Here is a 19,764-nt window from a genome sequence, read left to right on the forward strand (position 1 = left end):
ACGTCCTACTTTCAGTAGGAAGAGTCCGTGCGACCCGGGCCTGGCGCTCCACCCGAAGGGGCTCGTTCCGTCCAGCGGAACGGGCCCCTTCGTCATGCGTGTTGCTCATGGGCGAGGGCCATGAGCGTTCCTCATGGCCCTCGCCCATGAGTGCCCCTCATGGCCCCGGCGTGAGCGTTCCTCATGACGGCCGCCATGAGCCCCCCTCGTCGCGTTCGTCATGAGCGCCCCTCATGGCCGAGCTCAGGTGTTCGCCTCTCGCTCGTGCATCCCTTTATCGCATTCTGCGACCTGAAACCCTCCCCGTCAGCCCGGTATCGGCCAAGGTCCCGTGCCAGGTGGCCGAGGAACACCGTTCCCGAACGGTGGACAGGCCAGCGGGTTTTCCCACCCGGGACGGTCTGACGAATCGTCATACCTTGGCTGGAACACACCGCTAATGATGTGAATATGCCATTGGAACGTTCGCCAGACGGAACCCCGGCAGTAGCCTTCCGTGTCGAACCTGCCACTGCTGGTGGCGATCCGGTCGGTGCCGCACAGCGCCCGGCCGCCCAGACCCCGCGAAGGAGCCGGTGTGCCGGGTATCGACGAATGCCTCTCCGGAGCGATGGGAATCGCCGGAGCCCGCGCCGCGAGCCTGGTCGACTGGAGTAGCGGGCTCGCCCTCGGCAGCCTCGGAGAGAGCCCGACGGGCGAGCACGAGACCTCCGCCGCCGAGGCAACGGACCTGGTCCGAGCGGCCGTTGAGAGTCAGACCTTCACGGCGGCGGAGAACCGGCGATCCCCGCTGGAGGACATCATCGTCACTGCCGGCCGCAGTTACCACCTGATCCGCTTCATCGACACGGTCTTCGACAGTCGGCTCGTCCTGCACCTCTGGCTGGACCGTACCGAGGGCAACCTCGCCGTCGCCCGCTTCCGCCTCCAGGCGCTGGCCGAGGAACTGGTGCTGGGGTGAACCCGACGTCCGTGACCACCGAATCGCTCCGGCCGCCCGTCGCATTTCGGCCGCCGACGCGTCCTGTCGTCGCCTGCGAATCCGCACCGGGATCCGCACCCCGATCCGCCTGCGAATCCGCGCCGGGACCCGCCTCCGAAGCCGCTGTCCGGCGGTGGCCGGCGTGACCTCCGCCATCGGCACCGTCCCGCCCCTGACGGAGTACGCCGCACCGAAGACGCCGGGCGAGGCGCTCGCCCTGCTCGCCGACCGTCGAGCCACCGGCGCACTGCACGGTCCGCTCGGCACCCTCCACCTGGCCGACGGCGCGGTGGCCGGCGCCGAGTCCCCGCGCGCACCGGGCCTGGCCGACCTGCTCATCGGCTGCGGCCGGATCACTCCCGAGGACTGGGCGGAACTCGTCCACGTCCACGGCCCGCGGGCGCGGGTCGGCGACGTCCTGGTCGAACGGCGGCTGCTGACCCGGGGAGAGCTCGAACTCGGCCACCTGGGAACCCTGTTCGACGCCGCCTTCTTCGTCCTCGCCGATCCGGGCGGCGGCCTGTGGCGGTTCGAGTCCGACGTCCGGCACTGGCTCGGACCGGTTGCGACGGTCGACCCGGACCGGCTCCGCCGGGAGGTGGACCGCCGAGGCCGACTGCTCGACCGGATCTGGCCCTGGGCGCAGCTCGACACCGCCCCGGTCCGCCCGGTGGAGCACAGCCGTCGGCCGTCCCACCGTCCGCCCGGTCGGCGCCGTCGGGAGCTGATCGACCAGGCCGACGGCCGAAGAACCCCGGCGGACCTGGCGCGCCTGCTCGGCCGCTCCGGCTTCGGTGTCACGGCGGACGTCCGCCGTCTGGCCGCCGCCGGACTGCTCGACGCGCCGGGGCCCGCTTCGCCTGGGCCCGCCGCGCCGGGACACCAGCCCACTGCGCCGCAACCCGGTGCGCTGCACGTCGGTGCGCTGCACGTCGGTGCGCCGCACAGTGGCGCGCCGCAACCGACCGCACCGTACGCCACGGCACCGGGCACCGACCGGTCGGAGACCGCGCCGCCGGCCGTCGCCCCCGTCGCGAGCGGGAGACCGTCCGGTGGCCTGCACCGCCGGATCCCCGGTGCCACCCTGCGCGGTGTCACCAGGAGCGGTGCCGTCGTCGTCGGCGCCGTACAGGTCGGTACCCCGGTCGCGGCGTACTCCGCCGCGGCCGCCCGACCCCCGGCGGAGTACGCCGCGCAGGCCGACGCCGGAACCCCCGCCCGCCCCGACTGCCGGCCCACCCCGGCAGCGGCCCACCCGCTGACCGTCCCCGACCCGGACATCGCGCTGCTGACCCGGGTCCGAGACCTTCTGGAGGCCCGACTTTGACCCACTCCCCGCCCGCGACCCCGCCGTTCCGGCCATGAGGCGGGCGCTCAAGCAGCGTGTCGGAAGGAGACAACTGATCGCCTTGGAGACCGAGCTGCTCGCCGAACTGCGTGCCTGCAAGCACCGCGTCCCGCACCTCGCGGGCGGCCTGGTGGCCAGCGTGGACGGCTTGCTGGTCGCGCATGACACCCATGGGGCGGAGCCCTCCGGCCTGGCCGCGATGACGGCGGCCTCGCTCTCGCTGGCCCAACGGCTCGCCGACACCACCGGCCAGGGTGAGTTCCGGGAGTCGCTGGTGCGCGGTGAGCACGGCTACGTCGCCACCTACGCGGCCGGTGGCAGCTGCGTGCTGACCCTGCTGGCGCACCCGGACGTCAACGTCGGCCGCCTCCACCTGGAGGCCCGTCGCAGCGCCCAACGCATCGCCGATCTGCTCAACGACGCCCTCCTGCCCAAGGACCCGCGCGACGTGGGCTGACCCGAGCCACCCGCCCCCTACCTCACTACCTCACTACCTCATCAAATCACCACGTCGACACGTCACCACATCACCACCTACAACCCAACCACCGAAAGGGAGTTACCGAGATGACCGACGCACCCGGCGCACTCAAGCAGGCCATGACCAGCATCGAGGGCGCCATCGGCGCCGCCCTGGTCGACTACAACAGCGGGATGGCGCTCGCCACCCTCGACGGCCCCGGCGGCCTGGACCTCAACGTGGCCGCGGCCGGGAACACCGACGTGGTCCGCGCCAAGATGCGCACGATGGACATGCTCGGCCTGGGGGACGGAATCGAGGACATCCTGATCACCCTGTCCAGCCAGTACCACCTGATCCGCCCGCTCACCAGCCGCACCGGCAAGGGCCTGTTCCTCTACCTCGCGCTGGACAAGGGCCGCGCCAACCTGGCCATGGCCCGCCACCAGCTCCTCAAGATCGAGGCCGACCTGGAGGTCTGACGGCCCCGGGCACCGGAGGAGTCCCCGGCGGTGGCTCAGGCCCCGCCGGGCTCTTCCCCCGACGTCCCGCACGGCCCCGCCCACCGGACCTCGCCGCCGGGCAACCCCGCGCACGCCACGTCCCCGGCGGTCAGCACGCTCCACGGCGCCAGCAGCGCGTGCGGCGGGACGGACAGCGCACCGCCGCCGGCGAAGCCCAGCTCCAGTCCGCCGGCCAGGGTGATCCGGGCGGTGGCCACGGTCCGCCCGACCAGCGCCAGGAGCGTGGCGCTCGGCTGGAAGGTCAGTGCCGGGAAGAAGTGCCCGACCTCCTCCGCCGCGGCGAACGACGGTGCCGCGAAACGGAACTCGTGCGCCACCCGGACGGTCACCTCGCCGTCCAGGAGCAGGTCCAGCCGCCCGCCCCCGCTGACCGACTCGACCCGACGGCCGGCCAGCACCTCCGTGATCGCGTTCTGCATGCCTCCAGTCTGTCCCAACCGGCCCCCGGTGTACCCACCGGTCCGGCCGACCCCGGCCGACCCCGGCCAGGCCGCCGGTCCGCCTCCCGCTACCCCGCCTCCCGCTACCCCGCCGCCCGGCCGCTACCCCGCCGCCCGACCGCTACCCCGCCGCCCGACCGCGCACCAGCTCGACCGGCCCGCCCGTTCCCTCCCGGGCCGCCAACGCGGCGGCCGTACGGTCCCAGGACGGCCCGCTCAGCAGCGAGCGCGCCTCGGCCGGGTCGCAGAGCCGCCACTCCACCAGCTCCGCCTCCTGCAGCACGATCGCGTCGAGCGTCCCGTCCGTCACCGTGCCCCCGTCGTACACGTACACCAGCACGGCCGTGTCCCGCCCGGTCGCCGGGTCCGCCCCGGGATCGGCCGCCGCTCCCGGCTGCCAGTCCAGTGCGAGCAGCGGCCCGGGTTCGACCTCCAGGCCCAGTTCCTCGCGGATCTCCCGGCGGGCCGCCGTACGGGGCGTCTCCCGGTCCGCCTCGACCCCGCCGCCCGGCAGCGTCCAGTACGGGACCTGCCCGCGCGGCCCGTCCCACGGCCGCAGCCGTACCAGCAGCACCCGCCCGGCGGCGTCGGTGAACAGCGCCCGTGCCTTGGCCCGGATCCGCGGCCGGGTGGCGTAGAAGGTGTCCGGGTCCAGCGGCGGCTCCGGCCGCTGCGCGGTCGCGGGGTTCAGCTCCGGGGCGGCGGCCAGTCCGAGGTACTCGGGCACCGGGCCTTCGGCGGGCAGCTCCCGCAGGGTGTGCCCGGCCGGGCGGCTGCCCTCCAGCTCCAGCGGTCCGGCCGTCCGCGGCGCCCGCAGACAGGCCGTCACCCGGCGCGACAGCAGGGGCGGCAGCGCGTGGCCCGCCTGCTCCGCGGTCAGCCACGTCCACCCGCCGACCTCGGCCGCATCCGGCCGGATGGCCGCGGCCTGCTGCTCCGTCAGCGGGTCGGCCCAGTACAGGTACGCCACGATCGGCGGGCGGACGGGGTTGAGCGCCCAGTCGACGCAGGCCAGCGGCCCCAGCCGGGGCGTGAACCCGAGCTCCTCGGCGATCTCGCGCAGCGCGGTCTCCCGAGGCGACCGGTCCGTCGGCTCCCACCCGCCACCGGGAATCGCCACCGGGTGCTTCCGGTCGTACGGCAGCCGCACCACCAGCAGCCGCCCGTCCCGATCAGGGAACAGCACCCCGGCCGCCGCCAGGATCCCCCGACCATCCATGCCCGCGCTCGCCACCCCGACTGCCTCCACCCCGGCTCCCTTCGCCGCACTCTTCCCCGGTCACGACACTCCGGGCCACCTCCATGGTTCCCCCGTCCCGCACCGGCGGCACACGTGGTCCCCTGGACGCCCGCCGCCTCTGACCGCCCGCACTCACGCGCGGCCGCGACCCTGACCGCCCTGACCGCCCCGGCCGCCCCGCCCGCGCGGCTCCGACCGGGTGCCCTGCCGCACCGTCACCCCAGGGAGGCCAGCGCCTGTGCCGCGGCGCGTGCCATCTGCTCGTCGTGCCGGCCGCTCGCGCCGCGCAGGCGGGCGGCCGTTTCGGCTGCGGCGAGCGCCAGCAGGCCGGGCAGCAGGTCGGTGCTGCGGGCGACGACCCAGCGGGTGCCCTGGGTGGCCATCCACCACAGGTCGGCGGCCAGCCCGGGCGGGGGCTCGGCCGGTGCGGCGGCGGGTGGCGGGCCGAGGGGGTGCCCCGCTTCGGCGAGCAATGCGTGGAAACGGCGGGCGATCAGGTGGTGGCCCTCGGCGCTGGGGTGCAGGCGGTCCACGCTGAGCAGTCGCCGTTCCTCCAGCCACGGCAGCTCGGCGAGGTGCAGGTGTATCGCCCGGTGGCGGACGGTGAGGGCGTGCACCACCGTGTTGACGGCCCGCATCCGCCGTGCCAGCGGGCGGGCGAGCGGGGCCGGGAGGCGGAGCAGGGTGCCCGGGTCGGGCAGGCATGCGGTCAGCAACACGGCGCCGTGGCCGGACAGTTCACCCAGTGTCGCATCCAGTTCCAGGGTGGTGCGCCGGATGTCGAAGGCGGCCCGCAGGGTGTCGTTCCCGCCGACCACCACGGCCGCCACCTGCGGCCGCAGGGCCAGCGCTGCCGGTAGCTGACGCATCGTCAATTCACTGCTCAGTGCCCCGCTGTACGCCAGGTTGGTGAACTCGAAGTCCCGTCCCTCGGGCGCCAGGGAGTGTGCCAGGACGGCCGCCCAGCCTCGCCACTCCTCGCCCACCGCGTCCCCGACCCCTTCGGTCAGCGAGTCCCCGAGTGCGACGAACCGCGTCAACTCACCGGCGGGTGACCGGTCTTTCTCCAGCCGGTCAGGACCGGTGCCGAGCATGCTCATCCCGACCCCCTTCCCTCGTCCCGCCGTTCCGTACGCCGTGCGCCGCGAGGAACGCGGCCACCGCCGCCGGCCAGCCGTACCGCTCCGCCTGCGTGCGGGCGGACGCCCGCCGGACGCCCTCCGGCCGGTCCAGCAACTGGCCGACCGCGGTGGCGAATCCACCTCCGGTGTCGGCGGCCGCGACCCCGGCGAGCCCGATCAGGCCGGGCAGTGCGGAGGATCGGCTCACCACGACCGGCGTCCCGCAGGCCAACGCCTCCATCGCGGCCAGCCCGAAGGTCTCCACCGGCCCGGGCGCGAGCACCACGTCGGCGCAGCCCAGTAGTCGGGCCAGTGCCGCGCGCCCGCTCAGGTGCCCGAGGAAGCGCACCGGGAGTCCCAGCCGCGCGGCCCGGTCCGCCAGCCGTCGCCGCAGCGGGCCGGTCCCGGTCACCACCAGGACGGCGGGCACCCGTCGCGCCCGTAGTGCGGCCAGGGCCTCGATCGCCCGCTCGGGCCGCTTCTCCGCCGAGAGCCGCGAGCAGAGCACCAGCAGCACCTCCTCCGGGGCGGCGTACCGGGCCCGCTCCGCCGCCCGGTCGGCGGGTGGCAGCGGCCGCATCTCCTCCAGGTCCACCCCGAGCGGTGCCCGGGCCAGGTTCGGCGTGCCGATCCGCCGGAACTCCGCCGCCGCCCAGTCGGTGGTGCACACCACCGAGTCGTATGCGCGGGCGGTGGCCGCGTTGAGCCGGTCGGCGGCGGCGTTCGCCAGCGGTCCGGGCACTCCCCGGGTGCGCAGCACGCCGGCGGCGCTCTCGTGCGACACCATCACCGAGCGCACCCCGTGCCGGCGTGCCCAGGCGCCGGTCCAGCGCAGCGTGGTGCGGTCGGACACCTCCAGCCGGTCGGGGGAGAGCCGGGTCAGCTCTGCGGCCACCGCCCGGCGGTCGGTGAGCAACCGGTACCCGCCGCTGGCCGGCAGCACCGGCCCCGGCAGGGTGACCACCAGGCCCTGCTCGGTCTCCTCCTCGGTGCGCCGTGCCCCGGGCACGAGCAGCACCGGCCGGTGCCCGGCTGCCCGGTACCCGCTGCCCAGGTGCCGCAGCGCGGTGCGCAGGCCGCCGGAGACCGGGGTGACGAAGTTGGCGAGCCGCACGATCGTCAGGGCCTCGCCGTTCCGGGTGGAGGTCATGCCGGCAACTCCTCCGGCATGCCGTCCGCGGCCGCGGGGTCCTCCGCGCCCGCCGTCGCCGGCCCCGCCGTCACCGGCCCGGGCGTCGCGAAAGCCGACACGCCCGCCCCGGACACGCCCGCCCCCGACACACCCGGCCCCGCCGTCAGCAGCCCCGCCGCCACCGGCCCCGCCGCGTCCGACGCCAACACGACCGGTCCCGCCGCCGGCAGCCCGGCCGTCACCGGCCCCGGCACCCCCCGGTGCTCCGCCAGCACCTCGGCGTAGTGCCGCAGCAGCAGGTCCCCGACCGCCTCCCAGGTGCGCGCGGTCACCTCCGCCCGTCCCGCCTGCCCGTACGCGGCCCGCCGCGCCGGGTCGCCGGCCAGCTCGGCGACCGCCCGGGCCACCGCCGCACCGTCCCGGGGCGGCACCAGCAGGCCGGTGCGGTGGTGCGCGACCAGGTCCAGCGGGCCGCCCGCCGCCGGGCCGATCACCGGCACCCCGCTCGCCATCGCCTCCTGGATGGTCTGACAGAAGGTCTCCAGCGGGCCGGTGTGCACGAACACGTCCAGCGTCGCGAAGCAGCGTGCCAGTTCCTCACCCGTCCGGCGGCCCAGGAACACCGCGCCGGGCATCGAGGCCTTCAGCCCGGGCGCGGACGGCCCGTCCCCGACGATCACCACCCGTACCCCGGGCAGCGCCGAGGCCGCCGCCAGCAGGTCGACCCGCTTCTCCGGTGCGAGCCGCCCGACGTAGCCGACCAGCACCTCCCCGCCCGGCGCGAGCGCCCGGTGCAGCGCCTCGTCCCGGTGCCGGGGGTGGAACCGCACCGAGTCCACCCCGCGCGGCCACAGCTGCACCCGCGGCACCCCGTGCGCCGTGAGGTCCTGTGCGGCCGGGGTGGACGGCGCCAGGGTACGGGCGGCCGCCCGGTGCACGGCCCGGATCCGCCGCCACGCGGCGGCCTCCCCGAGCCCGCGCCCGGCCCGGTAGGCGTGCGCGTACCCGGCGAGGTCGGTCTGGTAGACGGCGACGGCGGGCACCCCGAGCCGCGCGGCCACCTGCCCGCCGCGCGCCCCGAGGACGAACGGACTGGCCAGGTGGACGATGTCCGGCCGGTGTCCGGCGATCGCGGCCGCCAGCTGCCGGCTCGGCAGGGCGATCCGCACCTGCGGGTACCCCGGCAGCGGCATCGAGGGGATGTGCACCACGGGGATCGCGGCCGCCTCGGCACTCCCGAAGGTCCCCGGCGGGCACTCCGCCCCCCGTGTCGGCGCGGGAGTGACGACGAGGGGCTGATGACCCCGGCGGACCAGATGCTCGGCCGTCCGCAGCACGCTGTGGGCGACCCCGTTGACCTCGGGCGGGAAGGATTCGGTGACGATGACGACACGCATGCCAGTGTTCTGTCCGCACCCGGCATGCTCCGGGCCAAAGGGATCTGTCGTACAAGCGAACGCGGGTCGGCGATTTGTACCGCCGGCCCGCGTTCCCTTCTGCCTGCTGCCACCCCGGCCTCACATCGACCCGGCAGCCTCCTTGAGCTCCGCGTACGGCGCGAGTTTGCGGATCGACTCGATGCTCTTCAGGCAGTCGTCCTTGCTCTCCTCCGGGTCCCCGGTCACCACGACCGACCCGTTGCTGGCCTTGAGCCGGAACCGGTGCATCCCGCTCTCGTCCACGTACAGCTCGAATCTACCCGCCATGCCAGTAACAGCCTTCCGCTCGGATGACCCCCCTGGCCGCACCGTAGGCGCGGGGGCGCCGCGGGGCGCGCGGGGAGTGGCGTTCGGGTGGCCGGGCTGTCACCTCGTTCGTCCGGCAGGTGGGTCCGCCGTCCGTCGGTGGGCGGTACCGGGCGCAGGTGTGGGGGCGGGCGGTCCGCTCCGAGTCCCCTGTCCCGACTGACGGTTCGTCATCGGACGCGGCGGCGCCCCGCGCCGGACCGGGTGGGGTCGGAGCGGGGCGCCGCCGTGCGGGTTGCGGTCAGCAGCCGTTGAGGATCCCGGTGAGCGCGGTCTTCTCGGCGCTGTCGACGCCGAGGCCGTAGTACTGCTTGACCTGCACCCAGGCGCGGGCGTAGGTGCAGCGGTAGGAGGCCTGGGGGAGCCACTCGGCGGGGTCGCGGTCGCCCTTGGAGCGGTTGCTGCTGGCGGAGACCAGGAGCAGCTGGGGGCGGGTGACGTCGTTGGCGAAGGCCTGGCGCTGGGCGTCGGTCCACGCCCAGGCGCCGGAGGCCCAGGCCTCGGCGAGCGGCACCAGGTGGTCGACGTCGAAGGAGGAGGCGTTGGTGGTGGTCGCGTTGTCGTACGGCGAGGTCCAACTGCCGCTGGTGGACTTGCAGGAGGTGTCGGTGGCGACGTTGCTGCCGTCCCGCTTGACGACCCACTCGCGGGTGTCGCAGGTGCCGCTGATGGTGATCCAGATGTGGAACAGCGTCCGGTCGTAGGTGTCCCCGTGGGTCTCGGCGGTGGCGGGCATCGCGGCGAGGTAGGCCCGGGCGGTGGCGGCGGAGATCGGGGTCGGCAGGGCGGCCTGGGCGGGCGTGCCAGCCGCGAGCACGGTGGCTGCGGCGAGGACGGCGGCGGCCGGTATGCAGGACAGGAACCGGCGTATGGACGCGGCGGGGGCCATGGCGAACGCTCCATCATCAGATCGGAAAAGATGCTGAGTTGCGTGCGCCAGTGTGGCGAGTTCGGAGCTACGCGGGTAGACCCCGGAGGTGAAATCCTCGTGGATATCGGGCCGTTACCGGCTGACTACCGGACAAGTCCGGCATCCTGTACGGGTGTTCACGACCTCCGGCCGCCGCGATGAGGTCACCCGGAGGCCGTCGCGGGAAGGCCGCCACCGGGAGGTCACGACCAGTCGCGACCTCCCGCGTCGACGGCTCGGCCGCGACCTCCCGCGCCGGCCCGGCCGAGCCCGGCTCAGTCCTGCTCGGCCCGGCTCAGCCGCGCCGCCGCCCCGCCATCCAGACGTAGACCAGGATCCCCGCGAACAGGAACAACACCCCCTGGTAGACGGCGGCGTAGCCGGCGCCGGCGAGGAGCCAGAGGGAGAAGGCGAAGGCGCCCAGCCCGAGGACGGCGTCGCGGACGAGCCGGCCGTTGTCGACCTTCTCGGTGGCGCCGCGGACCAGCCAGTACAACTGCGCGGCGGTGGAGAGCAGGTACGGGACGGTGGCGGTGAAGGTGGTGACCAGCACCAGGGTGTCGAAGGCGCCCTTCGCGCCGCTGGCGAAGTCGAGGACGGTCAGCACCGAGGCGAGGGCGACGCTCACCACCACGCCGAAGACCGGAACGCCGCGTCGCTCCTTGGCGAAGGCGGCCGGGAAGAGGCCGTCCTCGGCGGCCGCGTACGGGGCCTGGGCGGCCAGCAGCGTCCAGCCGTTGAGGGCGCCGCTCATCGAGACCAGCGCGGCGACGGCGATCGCCGTGCCGCCCCAGGTGCCGCCGAACATGGCGTCCACGGCGTCCGAGAACGGCGCGGTGGAGTGGACGAGCCGCTCGTGCGCGACGCTGCCGAAGACCGCCACCGTGCCGAGCAGGTAGACCACCGCCGCGCCGGTGGTGCCGAGCACGCTGGCCCGCCCGACGTTGCGTTCCGGGTCGCGGACCTTGCCCGCGCTCATCGCGGCCGATTCCACGCCGAGGTAGCTGAACAGCAGGATCGCCGCAGCGGCGGTCATGCCGCCCGCCCAGCCCTGGCCGCTCCCGTCGAAGGGCCCGAGGTTCTTCGGGTCGAAGAAGAACAGGCCGCCCACCGATACCAGCAGCAGCGGGACGAACTTCAGGACGGTGGAGACGAGTTGGACGGCACCGACGTAGCGGGTCCCGGCCAGGTTGGCCAGCGCGGGCAGCCACTGGAAGGTCAGGGCGGCGGTGATGCTGAACGCGGTGGAGTGGCCGACGGGCAGCAGCACGTCGAGGTAGCCGACGGCGGCGACGGCGAGCGCGGCGTTGCTGACCCAGGTGGTGATCCAGTACGACCAGGCGGACAGGAAGCCGGCGAAGTCCCCGAAGGCCTCACGGGCGTAGACGTACGGCCCGCCGGTGCGCGGGTTGCGGCGCGCCAACTGCCCGAAGACCAGCGCCAGTGCGACGGCGCCGACGGTGAGCACCGCGAAGGAGAGCAGGCTGACGGTGCCGTAGGGCGCGACGGCGGCCGGGATCATGAAGATGCCGCCGCCGATGATGTTCCCCATCACCAGGGCGGTGGCGGTCGCCAGCCCGAAGCGGCCGTTCTTCGACGGAGTGGGGTCGACCGGGGCCGGGGTCTCCGGGCCGCTCGGTCGGGTCGCCTGCCGGGGTGCGGCGGGACTGGTCTGCATGAAGGTGGTGCGCCTTTCGTGGTCCTGCTCGTGCTCCGATGCGCGCTCGGTGGAGCGCGTGGAGCGTGCGGAGCGACCGTTCATGCTCGAACCAGGCGACACCTTGCACCAAATCGACGGGATTTGTTCAGTTCGTCCGGCGCTTCACCGCAAGTCTTGCGGTGGCGCGGCGGCCGGACGGGCACTCGTCCGGCCCGGTGACGGGCGCTCTCCCCCCACCTGTTCGACCGGACCCGCCGCCGGGCCGCCGGTTCGTCCGGGAGGGGGAGTTGTGTCACCCGAATGCCGCAGTCGGCTTGCGATGAAGGCGGGTTCGTGCGCGTTCGTGTGCAAACCTGTGCCGGTGTCGCGGGGTGGCCGGGTGTGCTGGTGGCCGGCCCCGGGGCGCTCCTTCATGCCAGAGACCACCCAAAGGACATCTGATGTCGCTTCGTGGAAACATCCGCAAGCTCGCCGTGATCGTCGCCGTGACGGGCGCTGCCGCTCTCGCGGCGCCGGTGCCGGCGATGGCCGCTTGGCACGCGTCGGACTCGTCGACCTCGGCGAGCCTGGAGTCGGGTTCGGCCGGTGTCGGCCTGTTCGGCCCGCACGCCCAGTGGCTCAACGCGCACGAGCACACCAACGACAAGTGCATCGGCGACTGCTGATCGACGGGTGAACAGGCCCGGGTGCCGCCGCGGCGGCACCCGGGCCTACTGCTGCCCGCTCACCGCCGTCCCCGCACCGCCGTCCCTTCACCGCACCTGCTCACCGCATCCGCTCACCGCGGTTCGCTCGGCGCGGCCTCCGCCGCCGCAACGGGACGGGACAGCCGCCCGGGCCACCACATGTGCCGGTCGAGGTCCATGGTGAGCGCGGTGACCAGCACCGAGCGCACCACCAGGGTGTCGAGCAGCACGCCGAGGGCCACCGCGAAGCCGATCTCGGCGAAGCCCACGACCGGCAGGGTCCCGAGGACGGCGAAGGTGCTGGCCAGGATCAGACCGGCCGAGGTGATCACCCCACCCGTGGCGGACAGCCCGTTCAACGCCCCCTGCCGGGTGCCGTGCTGGGCGGACTCCTCCCGCACGCGCGTCATCAGGAAGATGTTGTAGTCGATCCCCAGCGCGACCAGGAACACGAAGACGAACAGCGGGAACGCCTGGTCCTGGCCCTGGAAGTGGAAGACGTTCGCGAAGAAGAACGCACTGATCCCGAGCGCCGCCGCGTACGACAGCACCACGGTCGCGATCAGCACCAGCGGCGCGGTGACGGCCCGCAGCAGCAGGGCCAGGATCAGCAGCACCACGCCGAGGACCAGCGGGATGATCGCCCGGTTGTCGTTCCCGGCGGCGCGCCCGGCGTCCAGCACGACGGCGGTGCTGCCGCCGACCTTGGCGTCCGCGTTCGGCACGGCGTGCACGGCGTCCCGCACCCGGTCGACGGTGTCCTTGGCGGCCTGACTGTCCGGCGGGTCGGCGAGCGTGGCCTGGAAGAGGGCCTGCCCGTCGTGCACGACCGGCGGTGTCGTGGCCGCCACCCCGGGCGTCGTCCCGGCGGCCTCCCGTACGGCGGGAGCCCCCTCGGCGGTGGAGATGATCGTCAGCGGCGCGCCCGTACCGCCCGGGAAGTGCTGCTCCAGCACCTGCTGGCCGACCACCGAGTCCGGCTTGCCGGTGAAGGTCCCGGCCGTGCTGAGGCCGTTGGCGTCGAGCCAGACCAGCCCGATGCAGCAGGCACCGAGCGCCAGCGCCGTCGTCACCCACACCTTGCGGGGCTTCCCGCCGATCCACGTCCCGATGTGCGCCCAGCGGCCGGTCCTGGTCGGCTCCGGCGTGCCGTACCCGGGCCGGACCGGCCAGAACACCCAGCGGCCGACGATCACCAGCAGTGCGGGCAGCAGGGTCAGCATGGCCACGAGGGCGACCAGCACACCGATCGCGCACACCGGGCCGAGGCCGCTGGTGGAGTTCATCTCGGCGATCAGCAGGCAGAGCATGGAGGCGATCACGGTCGCCGAGGAGGCGAGGATGGCCGGCCCGGCCCGGTGCAGGGCGAAGGCCATCGCCTCGTGCCGGTCCTGGTGGCGGCGCAGTTCCTCGCGGTAGCGCGCGGTGAGCAGCAGCGCGTAGTCCGTGCCGGCGCCGAGCACCAGGACGATCAGGATGCCGGCGCTCTGCGCGTTGACGGTCAGTCCGGAGTGCTTGGCGAGCAGGTAGATGATCGCCTCGGCGACGGTCAGCGCGCCGGCCGCCGAGACCAGCGGCAGGATCCACAGCACCGGGCTGCGGTAGGTGAGCAGCAGCAGGATGATCACCACGCTGACGGTGGCGGCGAGCAGTGAGCTGTCGATGCCCGCGAAGGCCGCGGCCTGGTCGGCGCCGACGCCGCCGGGGCCGGTCACATGGGTGGTCATGCCGTTGCTGCCGGTGGCGGCGATCCGGCGCAGCTGTTCGACGGCGGGCTTCAGGTCGTTCCAGCCGTTGGTGCCGATGTCGATCGGCACGATGGTCTGCATCGCCTGGCCGTCGCCGGAGACCACCGGGCCGGTGACCGGCCCGACGACGTGCGGCACGGTGCGGAACTCGGCGGCGTCACGGGTGGCTTCGGCCTGGTCGGCGGGGGTGATGCCACTGGCCCGCTGGTACACCACGACGGCCTGGGCGGTGTCCACCGGCTGGAAGGCCCGCTGCTCGTCGAGCACCTGGGTGGACTCGGCGTTGCCGGGCAGCCAGCTGGACGCCTGGTTGTCCTCGGCGCCCATGAGCTTTCCGGCCAGCGGCCCGACGGCCACCAGCAGCACCAGCCACAGCGCGAGCACGACCCACTTGCTGCGGCGGCCGCACGGCAGCGCGGCGAGTTTCCGGGTCGGGGACATCCAGGAACCCCCTGGGAGGCCGGCGGCAAGGACGAGTTCCACATTCCCACCCGCCCCGCCATCCGGCAGCTCCAGCTCCGGTGGCCACCCGGCCTGCGGCGCGGACTCAGACGCGGACGGCCGCCCGCTCCCGCAGCTCCTTCAGCACCGCGATGTCCATCGCGTGGCCGGTGCCGTCCCCACCGTGCTTGCGGTCCGGGGTCTCCACCAACAGAGGTACGCCGGCCGTCTCCGGGTGCTCGAACAGTTCCCGGAACGGCTCCGCGCCGATCATTCCGGCGCCGATGTTGGCGTGCCGGTCCTTACGGGCGCCGACGGCGTCCTCGGAGTCGTTGGCGTGGATCAGCCGCAGTCGGCCAGGCCCGGCGGCGGAGGCCAGGGCGTCGAGCGCGGCCGTCACCCCGCCGGGTGCCGCCAGATCGTGTCCGGCGGCGAAGGCGTGGCAGGTGTCCAGGCAAACTCCCACCTTCGGGTGACGGTCCAGCGCCTCCACGTACTCGGCCAGTTCCTCCATCCGTGAGCAGAGGGAGCTGCCCTGGCCGGCGGTCGGCTCCAGCAGCAGCCAGGGCGCGTCCTCGCCGAGCGCGTCGAGCTCGTCCAGCAGCGGCCGGACGTCCTCGCGGACCTGCGCCATCGCCTCCGCCCGGCGCGAGCCGCCGCCGGGCGCCGTGCCGACCGCCGAGCCGGTGTGCAGCACGACACCGAGCGCGCCGATGGCGTGGCCGCGGAGCAGCGAGTGGCGCAACGACTCGGCCGAACGCTCGCGGGTGGCCGGGTTGTCCGAGCCGAAGTTGATCAGGTACGGCGCGTGCACCCAGGCCGGGACGCCCCGGTCGGCGCAGGCGGTGCGGAACTCCTCGTCCTGCGCAGGGTTGCCCGCGGGCGTCGCCCAACCGCGCGGATTGGCCACGAACACCTGCACCGTCTCGGCACCGACCCGCCGCGCGTACGCCAGGCCCGTCCCGGCCAACCCCCGGCCGGCCACCGGGACGTGGGCGCCGATCGGGTTGCGGACGGTGGTGGTGGCGGCGGTCGCGGTGGCGACGGACGGTGCGGGCACGGTGGTCATGGCCCCGAGGATGTCACGCGGCCGGACGACGGCGGCGGGCAGGTCACTCCGGCCCCGCGGCGACGGGGTCTCCGGAGGCTTGAGGAAACGATCCTCTGTACTCCATCGAGTGAATCGCGTCCGGAAACCCCGGACCGCGCGCACCCGGCTCCATCACGATCCGTGACCACAAGGACTCCGTGTCCCCGAGGAGGCAGCCGTGACCACCGCCGAAACCGTCGAGACCGTCGACCTGCGCGCCGACCACCTTGTCCGTGACCCCTTCGCCGCCTTCGCCGAGCTGCGCGAACGCGCCCCGCTCGCCCGCGCCACCATCCCCGGCGTGGACCCGTTCTGGATCGCCGTCCGCTACCGGGACGTCCGCACCGTGCTCTCCGACCCGCGCTTCGCCAACGACGTGCACACCGTCCACGGCGCGCCCGGCCTGGACGACGCGCCCACCGCCCACGACGCGCCCGGCGTGAACAGCGCGCCCACCGTCCACGACGCGCCCGCCGAGAACGGCACGCCCGCCCCCGCCCACCGCACCGAGCAGGTCTGGCGTGCCCGCGGCATGCCGCCGGAGTGCGCCGCCTACCTGCGCGCCGGCGTCTTCGACGCGGACGGCGCCCGGCACCGCCGGATGCGCGGCCTGGTGCACCCCGCCTTCACGGCCGGCGCGGTCGAACGCCTGCGACCCCGGATCGAACGGCTCGCCGAGGAGTACGCCCGCGGGCTCGCCGACCACGCCGACCGGGACGGCGTGGTCGACCTCGTCGCGCACTTCGCCTACCCGCTGCCCGTCACGGTGATCTGCGAGTTGCTCGGCATCCCCGAGGCCGACCGCCCGCAGTGGCGCCGCTGGAGCTCCTACCTCGGCCGGGGCGCCGGGCCCGGCCTGGACGAGGCGCTGCGCGGGATGGTGGCCGCCGCCCGCGGGCTGATCGAGCGGCGCCGCGCCGAACCGGCCGAGGACCTGCTCTCCCGCCTGGCCGCCGCCGAGGGCGACACCCTCGCCCCGGTCGAGACCGTCTCGCTGATCCTCAACCTGATCGTCGCCGGGCACGAGACCACCGCCACGCTGATCGGCAACGGGACGGCCGCCCTGCTCGCCCACCCCGAGCAGCTGGCGCTGGTCCGCACCGACCCGGGCCGGCTGCCCGCCGCCGTCGACGAGCTGATGCGCTGGTGCGGCCCGACCATCGGCGGGGTGCCGCGCTACGCGACCGAGGACCTCACCCTGGCCGGCACCCTGATCCGCAAGGGGGAGGCGGTGATGCCGATCCTCGCCGGGGCCAACCACGACCCGCGGGTCTACCCCGAGCCGGAGCGCCTGGACATCTGCCGGGCCGGCGCCCCGGACCGCGACGGGCACCACGACGCGCACCTCGGCTTCGGCCACGGCACCCACCGCTGCCTGGGCGCGGCGCTGGCGCACGAGGAGGCGGTGGTCGCCTTCGGCGCGCTGCTGCGCACGTACCCGCAGCTGGCCCTCGCGGTCGGGCCGGAGGCCGTCGAACGCGGCCCCAACCCGGCCGCCTGGCACCTCGCCGCCCTGCCCGTACGCCTCGGCCCGCAGGCCCCGGCCGAGGGCTGAGCCGGGGCCCGCCGGGAACACCGGCGCAACCCTCACCCCCCGCGCGCGCCCCCCCGCGTCCGACCCCCGCGCGCCCGACCGCACCCGCGGTCGGGCGCGTCGTCATGTCCGCCCGGCGCGCGCCACGCCGGGCCGTCCCACGCCCGGCCGACGCCCCGTCAGTCCCGCAGCCCAGCCCTGGTGGCGGCCCCACCCGGGCGACCGTACCGTCGACTCGGCCGCACCCACCGGCCGTCACCGCCCGCACACAGCGCGTCAGTCCACGCCGCTGGACCGGGCCGAACACCCCGACCCACCCACGAGCACTGCGCGCGCCGAAAGACAGGTCACCACTCATGCCCACGCGACGGGTCCACCACCTCGCCGCGGCCACCGCGGCCGCCACCGCCCTGATCACCGTCCTCACCACCCTGGCCGCCGCGCCCGCGGCCCACGCCGTCGACATCGGCCGGCTGCACCTCGTCCAGCCCGGCGAATCGATTCAGCAGGCCGTCGACGCCGCCCACTCCGGCGACACCGTCCTGCTGCTCCCGGGCACCTACCGGGGCAGCGTCCGCATCACCACCCCCGGCCTCACCCTGCTCGGCTCCGGCCCCGACAGCGTGATCACCCCCGGCACCGGCACCGAGAACGCCTGCGCCACCGCCGGGCACGGCATCTGCGTGGTGGGCACCGAGTCCACCCCGCTCCCCGGCGTCACCATCGCGACCCTCGCCGTCACCGGCTTCGCCAAGAACGGCATCGACGCCAGCGGCACCACGGGCCTGACCGTCAGCCACACCTTCGTCCACGACAACGCGCAGCAGGGCATCAGCCAGGAGATGTCCACCCGGGCCTCGATCGTCGGCAACCGCTCGACCGACAACGGCCAGTCCGGCGTCTTCCTCGCCAACTACGCCTACCGCGAGGGCGGCGCGCCCGACACCGGCGGCACCGTGGTCGAGGGCAACGAGCTGACCGGCAACCGGGTCGGCGTCACCGTCCGCCGGCTGCGCGGGCTGGCCGTCCAGGACAACGACATCAGCGGCAACTGCGGCGGCGTCTTCGTGGTCGGCGACGAGGGCCTGCCCCGCGCCGGGGACCTGGACGTGCGGCGCAACAAGGTCGTCGCCAACAACAAGTTCTGCCCGGCCAACCCGCGCCTGGGCGCCATCCAGGGCGCCGGCATCGTGCTCACCGGCACCGAGGACACCCGGGTCACCGACAACGAGGTCCGCGACAACACCGGCACCTCGGACTTCTCCGGCGGCATCGTCCTCTTCAAGAGCGTCGTCGGCGTCTCCAACGCCCGGGCCATGGTCACCGACAACCGCCTGAGCGGCAACGGCCCCGCCGACCTCGCCGACCGCGACGCCGGAGCCGACAACACCTTCGCCCGCAACACCTGCGAACGCTCCGAGCCGTCCGGCCGCTGCTGAGCACCCCGACCCCTCGCCGCCCACCCCTCAAGGAAGCGCCCATGACCACCGCACCCGCCCACACCAGCCCGCAGGCCGCGATGCGCCTGCGCGAGCTCGTCTTCGGCGCCGCCTGCGCCGCCGCCGTCCGGGCGGCCGCCCGGCTCGGAGTCGCCGACGCGCTCGGCGACACCCCGACCACCGTCACCGACCTCGCCGCCTCGCTCGACACCGAGCCCCGCCAGCTGCGCCGCCTGCTGCGCGCGCTCACCTGCTACGGCATCTTCGCCGAGACCGGCGACGACCGCTACGAGCACACCGAGATGTCCCGGCTGCTCCGCGAGGACGCCCCCAACTCGCTGCGCTACATCTCCCTCTGGTGCACCGAGCCGTGGACCTGGGAGGCCTGGCCGAAGCTGGACGAGGCGGTCCGCTCCGGCCGCAACGTCTTCCCGGAGCTGTTCGGCAAGGAGTTCTTCGACTACCTGCACAGCGACGGCGGCGACTCGGCCAAGGTCTTCGACAAGGCCATGACCACCTCCAGCCGGCAGTCCGCCCAGGACTTCGCCGACTACCTGGACCTCACCGGCGTCGACTCGGTGGTCGACATCGGCGGCGGCCAGGGCCACGTGCTCGCCAGTCTGCTGGAGAAGCACCCGGCCCTGCACGGCACCTTGCTCGACCTGCCCAAGGTCGTCGCCGGCGCCGACCCCCGGCTGCAGGACGGCGGCGTCTTCGCCGCCCGCGCCCGCATGGTGCCGGGCGACTGCCGGGTGGACATCCCGGTCCGCGCCGACCTCTACATCATCAAGAACATCCTGGAGTGGGATGACGAGAGTACCCGCCGCACCCTCGCCAACGTGGTGAAGGCGGCCCGCCCCGGCGCCCGCGTGGTGGTCGTCGAGAACCTCGTCGACAACAGCCCGTCGATGCGCTTCACCACCGCGATGGACCTGCTCCTGATGCTCAACGTGGGCGGGGCCAAGCACTCCGAGGACAGCATGGTCCGGCTGATGGAGGAGGCCGGCCTGACCGTCACCGAGGTCTGCCCGGTCAACCCCTACCTGCACGCCTTCGAGGCCACCGTCCGCGGCTGACGCGACGGCTCCGCACCCGACGACCGCCGGCCCTCCGTTCCAGGGACCGCGCTGGTCGTGGTGGGCGACGGTGACGGCACCGTGGGTGTCGGATACGGCAAGGCCAAGGAGGTGCCGGCCGCCATCGCCGCGACCCGTCGCGACGACGCGGTCGGGGCCAGGAATCCGACGGAAGGACCAACGCGATG

Annotated in this window: 17 protein-coding genes and 2 pseudogenes; 9 read left to right on the plus strand and 10 right to left on the minus strand. The window is 74.3% G+C overall.

Annotation, left to right across the window (positions count from 1 at the left end; translation table 11 throughout):
- Positions 1-577 precede the first annotated feature (577 nt).
- From ABTY56_RS23420 to ABTY56_RS23435, 4 genes are all read left to right on the plus strand, one after another.
- Complete coding sequence (locus ABTY56_RS23420) at positions 578-961, plus strand: hypothetical protein (protein WP_350630938.1); 384 nt, start codon at positions 578-580, stop codon at positions 959-961.
- Between the two features lie 163 nt (positions 962-1,124).
- A complete protein-coding gene (locus ABTY56_RS23425; RefSeq protein WP_350630939.1) occupies positions 1,125-2,309 on the plus strand; it encodes a hypothetical protein in 1,185 nt (394 codons plus the stop codon).
- Between the two features lie 82 nt (positions 2,310-2,391).
- Complete coding sequence (locus ABTY56_RS23430) at positions 2,392-2,787, plus strand: roadblock/LC7 domain-containing protein (RefSeq protein ID WP_350630940.1); 396 nt, start codon at positions 2,392-2,394, stop codon at positions 2,785-2,787.
- A 110-nt stretch (positions 2,788-2,897) separates the two neighbouring features.
- The gene (locus tag ABTY56_RS23435; RefSeq protein ID WP_350526656.1) at positions 2,898-3,272 is read left to right on the plus strand and encodes a hypothetical protein; all 375 of its coding nucleotides are present in this window, start codon (positions 2,898-2,900) and stop codon (positions 3,270-3,272) included.
- Positions 3,273-3,307: 35 nt separating this feature from the next.
- Here ABTY56_RS23435 and ABTY56_RS23440 read toward each other — a convergent pair whose 3' ends face one another.
- The 8 genes and pseudogenes from ABTY56_RS23440 to ABTY56_RS23475 form a co-directional block, all read right to left on the minus strand.
- On the minus strand, positions 3,308-3,733 hold the full coding sequence (locus ABTY56_RS23440) for a DUF6188 family protein (RefSeq protein WP_350630941.1): 426 nt from the start codon (positions 3,731-3,733) through the stop codon (positions 3,308-3,310).
- Between the two features lie 142 nt (positions 3,734-3,875).
- Positions 3,876-5,003, minus strand: a complete 1,128-nt coding sequence (locus ABTY56_RS23445) for an NUDIX hydrolase (protein ID WP_350630942.1) — start codon at positions 5,001-5,003, stop codon at positions 3,876-3,878.
- Positions 5,004-5,209: 206 nt separating this feature from the next.
- The gene (locus ABTY56_RS23450; RefSeq protein WP_350630957.1) at positions 5,210-6,088 is read right to left on the minus strand and encodes an SGNH/GDSL hydrolase family protein; all 879 of its coding nucleotides are present in this window, start codon (positions 6,086-6,088) and stop codon (positions 5,210-5,212) included.
- Positions 6,069-7,265 (minus strand): glycosyltransferase, encoded by a 1,197-nt coding sequence (locus tag ABTY56_RS23455; protein ID WP_350630943.1) that lies wholly within the window; start codon positions 7,263-7,265, stop codon positions 6,069-6,071. The genes ABTY56_RS23450 and ABTY56_RS23455 overlap by 20 nt, the downstream gene beginning before the upstream one ends.
- 233 nt (positions 7,266-7,498) lie before the next feature.
- Positions 7,499-8,644: pseudogene (locus tag ABTY56_RS23460) on the minus strand (glycosyltransferase family 4 protein); the annotation flags it as partial.
- 120 nt (positions 8,645-8,764) lie between these two features.
- On the minus strand, positions 8,765-8,953 hold the full coding sequence (locus ABTY56_RS23465) for a YegP family protein (protein ID WP_350630945.1): 189 nt from the start codon (positions 8,951-8,953) through the stop codon (positions 8,765-8,767).
- 280 nt (positions 8,954-9,233) lie between these two features.
- Positions 9,234-9,881, minus strand: coding sequence for an HNH endonuclease family protein (locus ABTY56_RS23470; protein ID WP_350630946.1), 648 nt, complete (start codon positions 9,879-9,881; stop codon positions 9,234-9,236).
- 316 nt (positions 9,882-10,197) lie between these two features.
- Positions 10,198-11,580: an amino acid permease gene (locus ABTY56_RS23475; RefSeq protein WP_350630958.1), complete on the minus strand. Its 1,383-nt coding sequence runs from the start codon at positions 11,578-11,580 to the stop codon at positions 10,198-10,200.
- A gap of 422 nt (positions 11,581-12,002) precedes the next feature.
- Between ABTY56_RS23475 and ABTY56_RS23480 the strand changes: the two genes are divergently transcribed.
- Entirely contained in the window at positions 12,003-12,227 is a 225-nt protein-coding gene (locus ABTY56_RS23480) for a hypothetical protein (RefSeq protein WP_350630947.1), read from the plus strand.
- 113 nt (positions 12,228-12,340) lie between these two features.
- Here the strand turns inward: ABTY56_RS23480 and ABTY56_RS23485 are convergent, their stop codons facing one another.
- Both ABTY56_RS23485 and ABTY56_RS23490 read right to left on the minus strand, forming a co-directional pair.
- Entirely contained in the window at positions 12,341-14,437 is a 2,097-nt protein-coding gene (locus ABTY56_RS23485; RefSeq protein ID WP_350630948.1) for an MMPL family transporter, read from the minus strand.
- A 106-nt stretch (positions 14,438-14,543) separates the two neighbouring features.
- Positions 14,544-15,506 carry a deoxyribonuclease IV gene (locus ABTY56_RS23490; RefSeq protein ID WP_350630949.1) on the minus strand — a complete coding sequence of 321 codons (963 nt, stop codon included), beginning with the start codon at positions 15,504-15,506 and terminating at the stop codon, positions 14,544-14,546.
- Positions 15,507-15,705: 199 nt separating this feature from the next.
- Between ABTY56_RS23490 and ABTY56_RS23495 the strand changes: the two genes are divergently transcribed.
- The 4 genes and pseudogenes from ABTY56_RS23495 to ABTY56_RS23510 form a co-directional block, all read left to right on the plus strand.
- Positions 15,706-17,082 carry a cytochrome P450 family protein gene (locus tag ABTY56_RS23495; RefSeq protein WP_350630950.1) on the plus strand — a complete coding sequence of 459 codons (1,377 nt, stop codon included), beginning with the start codon at positions 15,706-15,708 and terminating at the stop codon, positions 17,080-17,082.
- A gap of 335 nt (positions 17,083-17,417) precedes the next feature.
- On the plus strand, positions 17,418-18,500 hold the full coding sequence (locus tag ABTY56_RS23500; RefSeq protein ID WP_350630951.1) for a right-handed parallel beta-helix repeat-containing protein: 1,083 nt from the start codon (positions 17,418-17,420) through the stop codon (positions 18,498-18,500).
- Positions 18,501-18,541: 41 nt separating this feature from the next.
- Positions 18,542-19,576: a methyltransferase gene (locus tag ABTY56_RS23505; RefSeq protein ID WP_350630952.1), complete on the plus strand. Its 1,035-nt coding sequence runs from the start codon at positions 18,542-18,544 to the stop codon at positions 19,574-19,576.
- 45 nt (positions 19,577-19,621) lie between these two features.
- Positions 19,622-19,764 (plus strand): annotated as a pseudogene (locus tag ABTY56_RS23510) (hypothetical protein); the annotation flags it as partial.

This window comes from Kitasatospora sp. NPDC097691, assembly GCF_040302665.1.
In the GTDB taxonomy this organism is placed as follows: Bacteria; Actinomycetota; Actinomycetes; order Streptomycetales; family Streptomycetaceae; genus Kitasatospora.

What these genes read in the sequence shown, in the direction of transcription:
- ABTY56_RS23435 (WP_350526656.1), top strand. Translation starts at nt 2,898, where the DNA reads ATGACCGACGCACCCGGCGCACTCAAGCAGGCCATGACCAGCATCGAG.
- ABTY56_RS23440 (WP_350630941.1), bottom strand. Translation starts at nt 3,733, where the DNA reads ATGCAGAACGCGATCACGGAGGTGCTGGCCGGCCGTCGGGTCGAGTCG.
- ABTY56_RS23450 (WP_350630957.1), bottom strand. Translation starts at nt 6,088, where the DNA reads ATGCTCGGCACCGGTCCTGACCGGCTGGAGAAAGACCGGTCACCCGCC.
- ABTY56_RS23455 (WP_350630943.1), bottom strand. Translation starts at nt 7,265, where the DNA reads ATGACCTCCACCCGGAACGGCGAGGCCCTGACGATCGTGCGGCTCGCC.
- ABTY56_RS23465 (WP_350630945.1), bottom strand. Translation starts at nt 8,953, where the DNA reads ATGGCGGGTAGATTCGAGCTGTACGTGGACGAGAGCGGGATGCACCGG.
- ABTY56_RS23470 (WP_350630946.1), bottom strand. Translation starts at nt 9,881, where the DNA reads ATGGCCCCCGCCGCGTCCATACGCCGGTTCCTGTCCTGCATACCGGCC.
- ABTY56_RS23475 (WP_350630958.1), bottom strand. Translation starts at nt 11,580, where the DNA reads ATGCAGACCAGTCCCGCCGCACCCCGGCAGGCGACCCGACCGAGCGGC.
- ABTY56_RS23480 (WP_350630947.1), top strand. Translation starts at nt 12,003, where the DNA reads ATGTCGCTTCGTGGAAACATCCGCAAGCTCGCCGTGATCGTCGCCGTG.
- ABTY56_RS23485 (WP_350630948.1), bottom strand. Translation starts at nt 14,437, where the DNA reads ATGTCCCCGACCCGGAAACTCGCCGCGCTGCCGTGCGGCCGCCGCAGC.
- ABTY56_RS23490 (WP_350630949.1), bottom strand. Translation starts at nt 15,506, where the DNA reads ATGACCACCGTGCCCGCACCGTCCGTCGCCACCGCGACCGCCGCCACC.
- ABTY56_RS23500 (WP_350630951.1), top strand. Translation starts at nt 17,418, where the DNA reads ATGCCCACGCGACGGGTCCACCACCTCGCCGCGGCCACCGCGGCCGCC.
- ABTY56_RS23505 (WP_350630952.1), top strand. Translation starts at nt 18,542, where the DNA reads ATGACCACCGCACCCGCCCACACCAGCCCGCAGGCCGCGATGCGCCTG.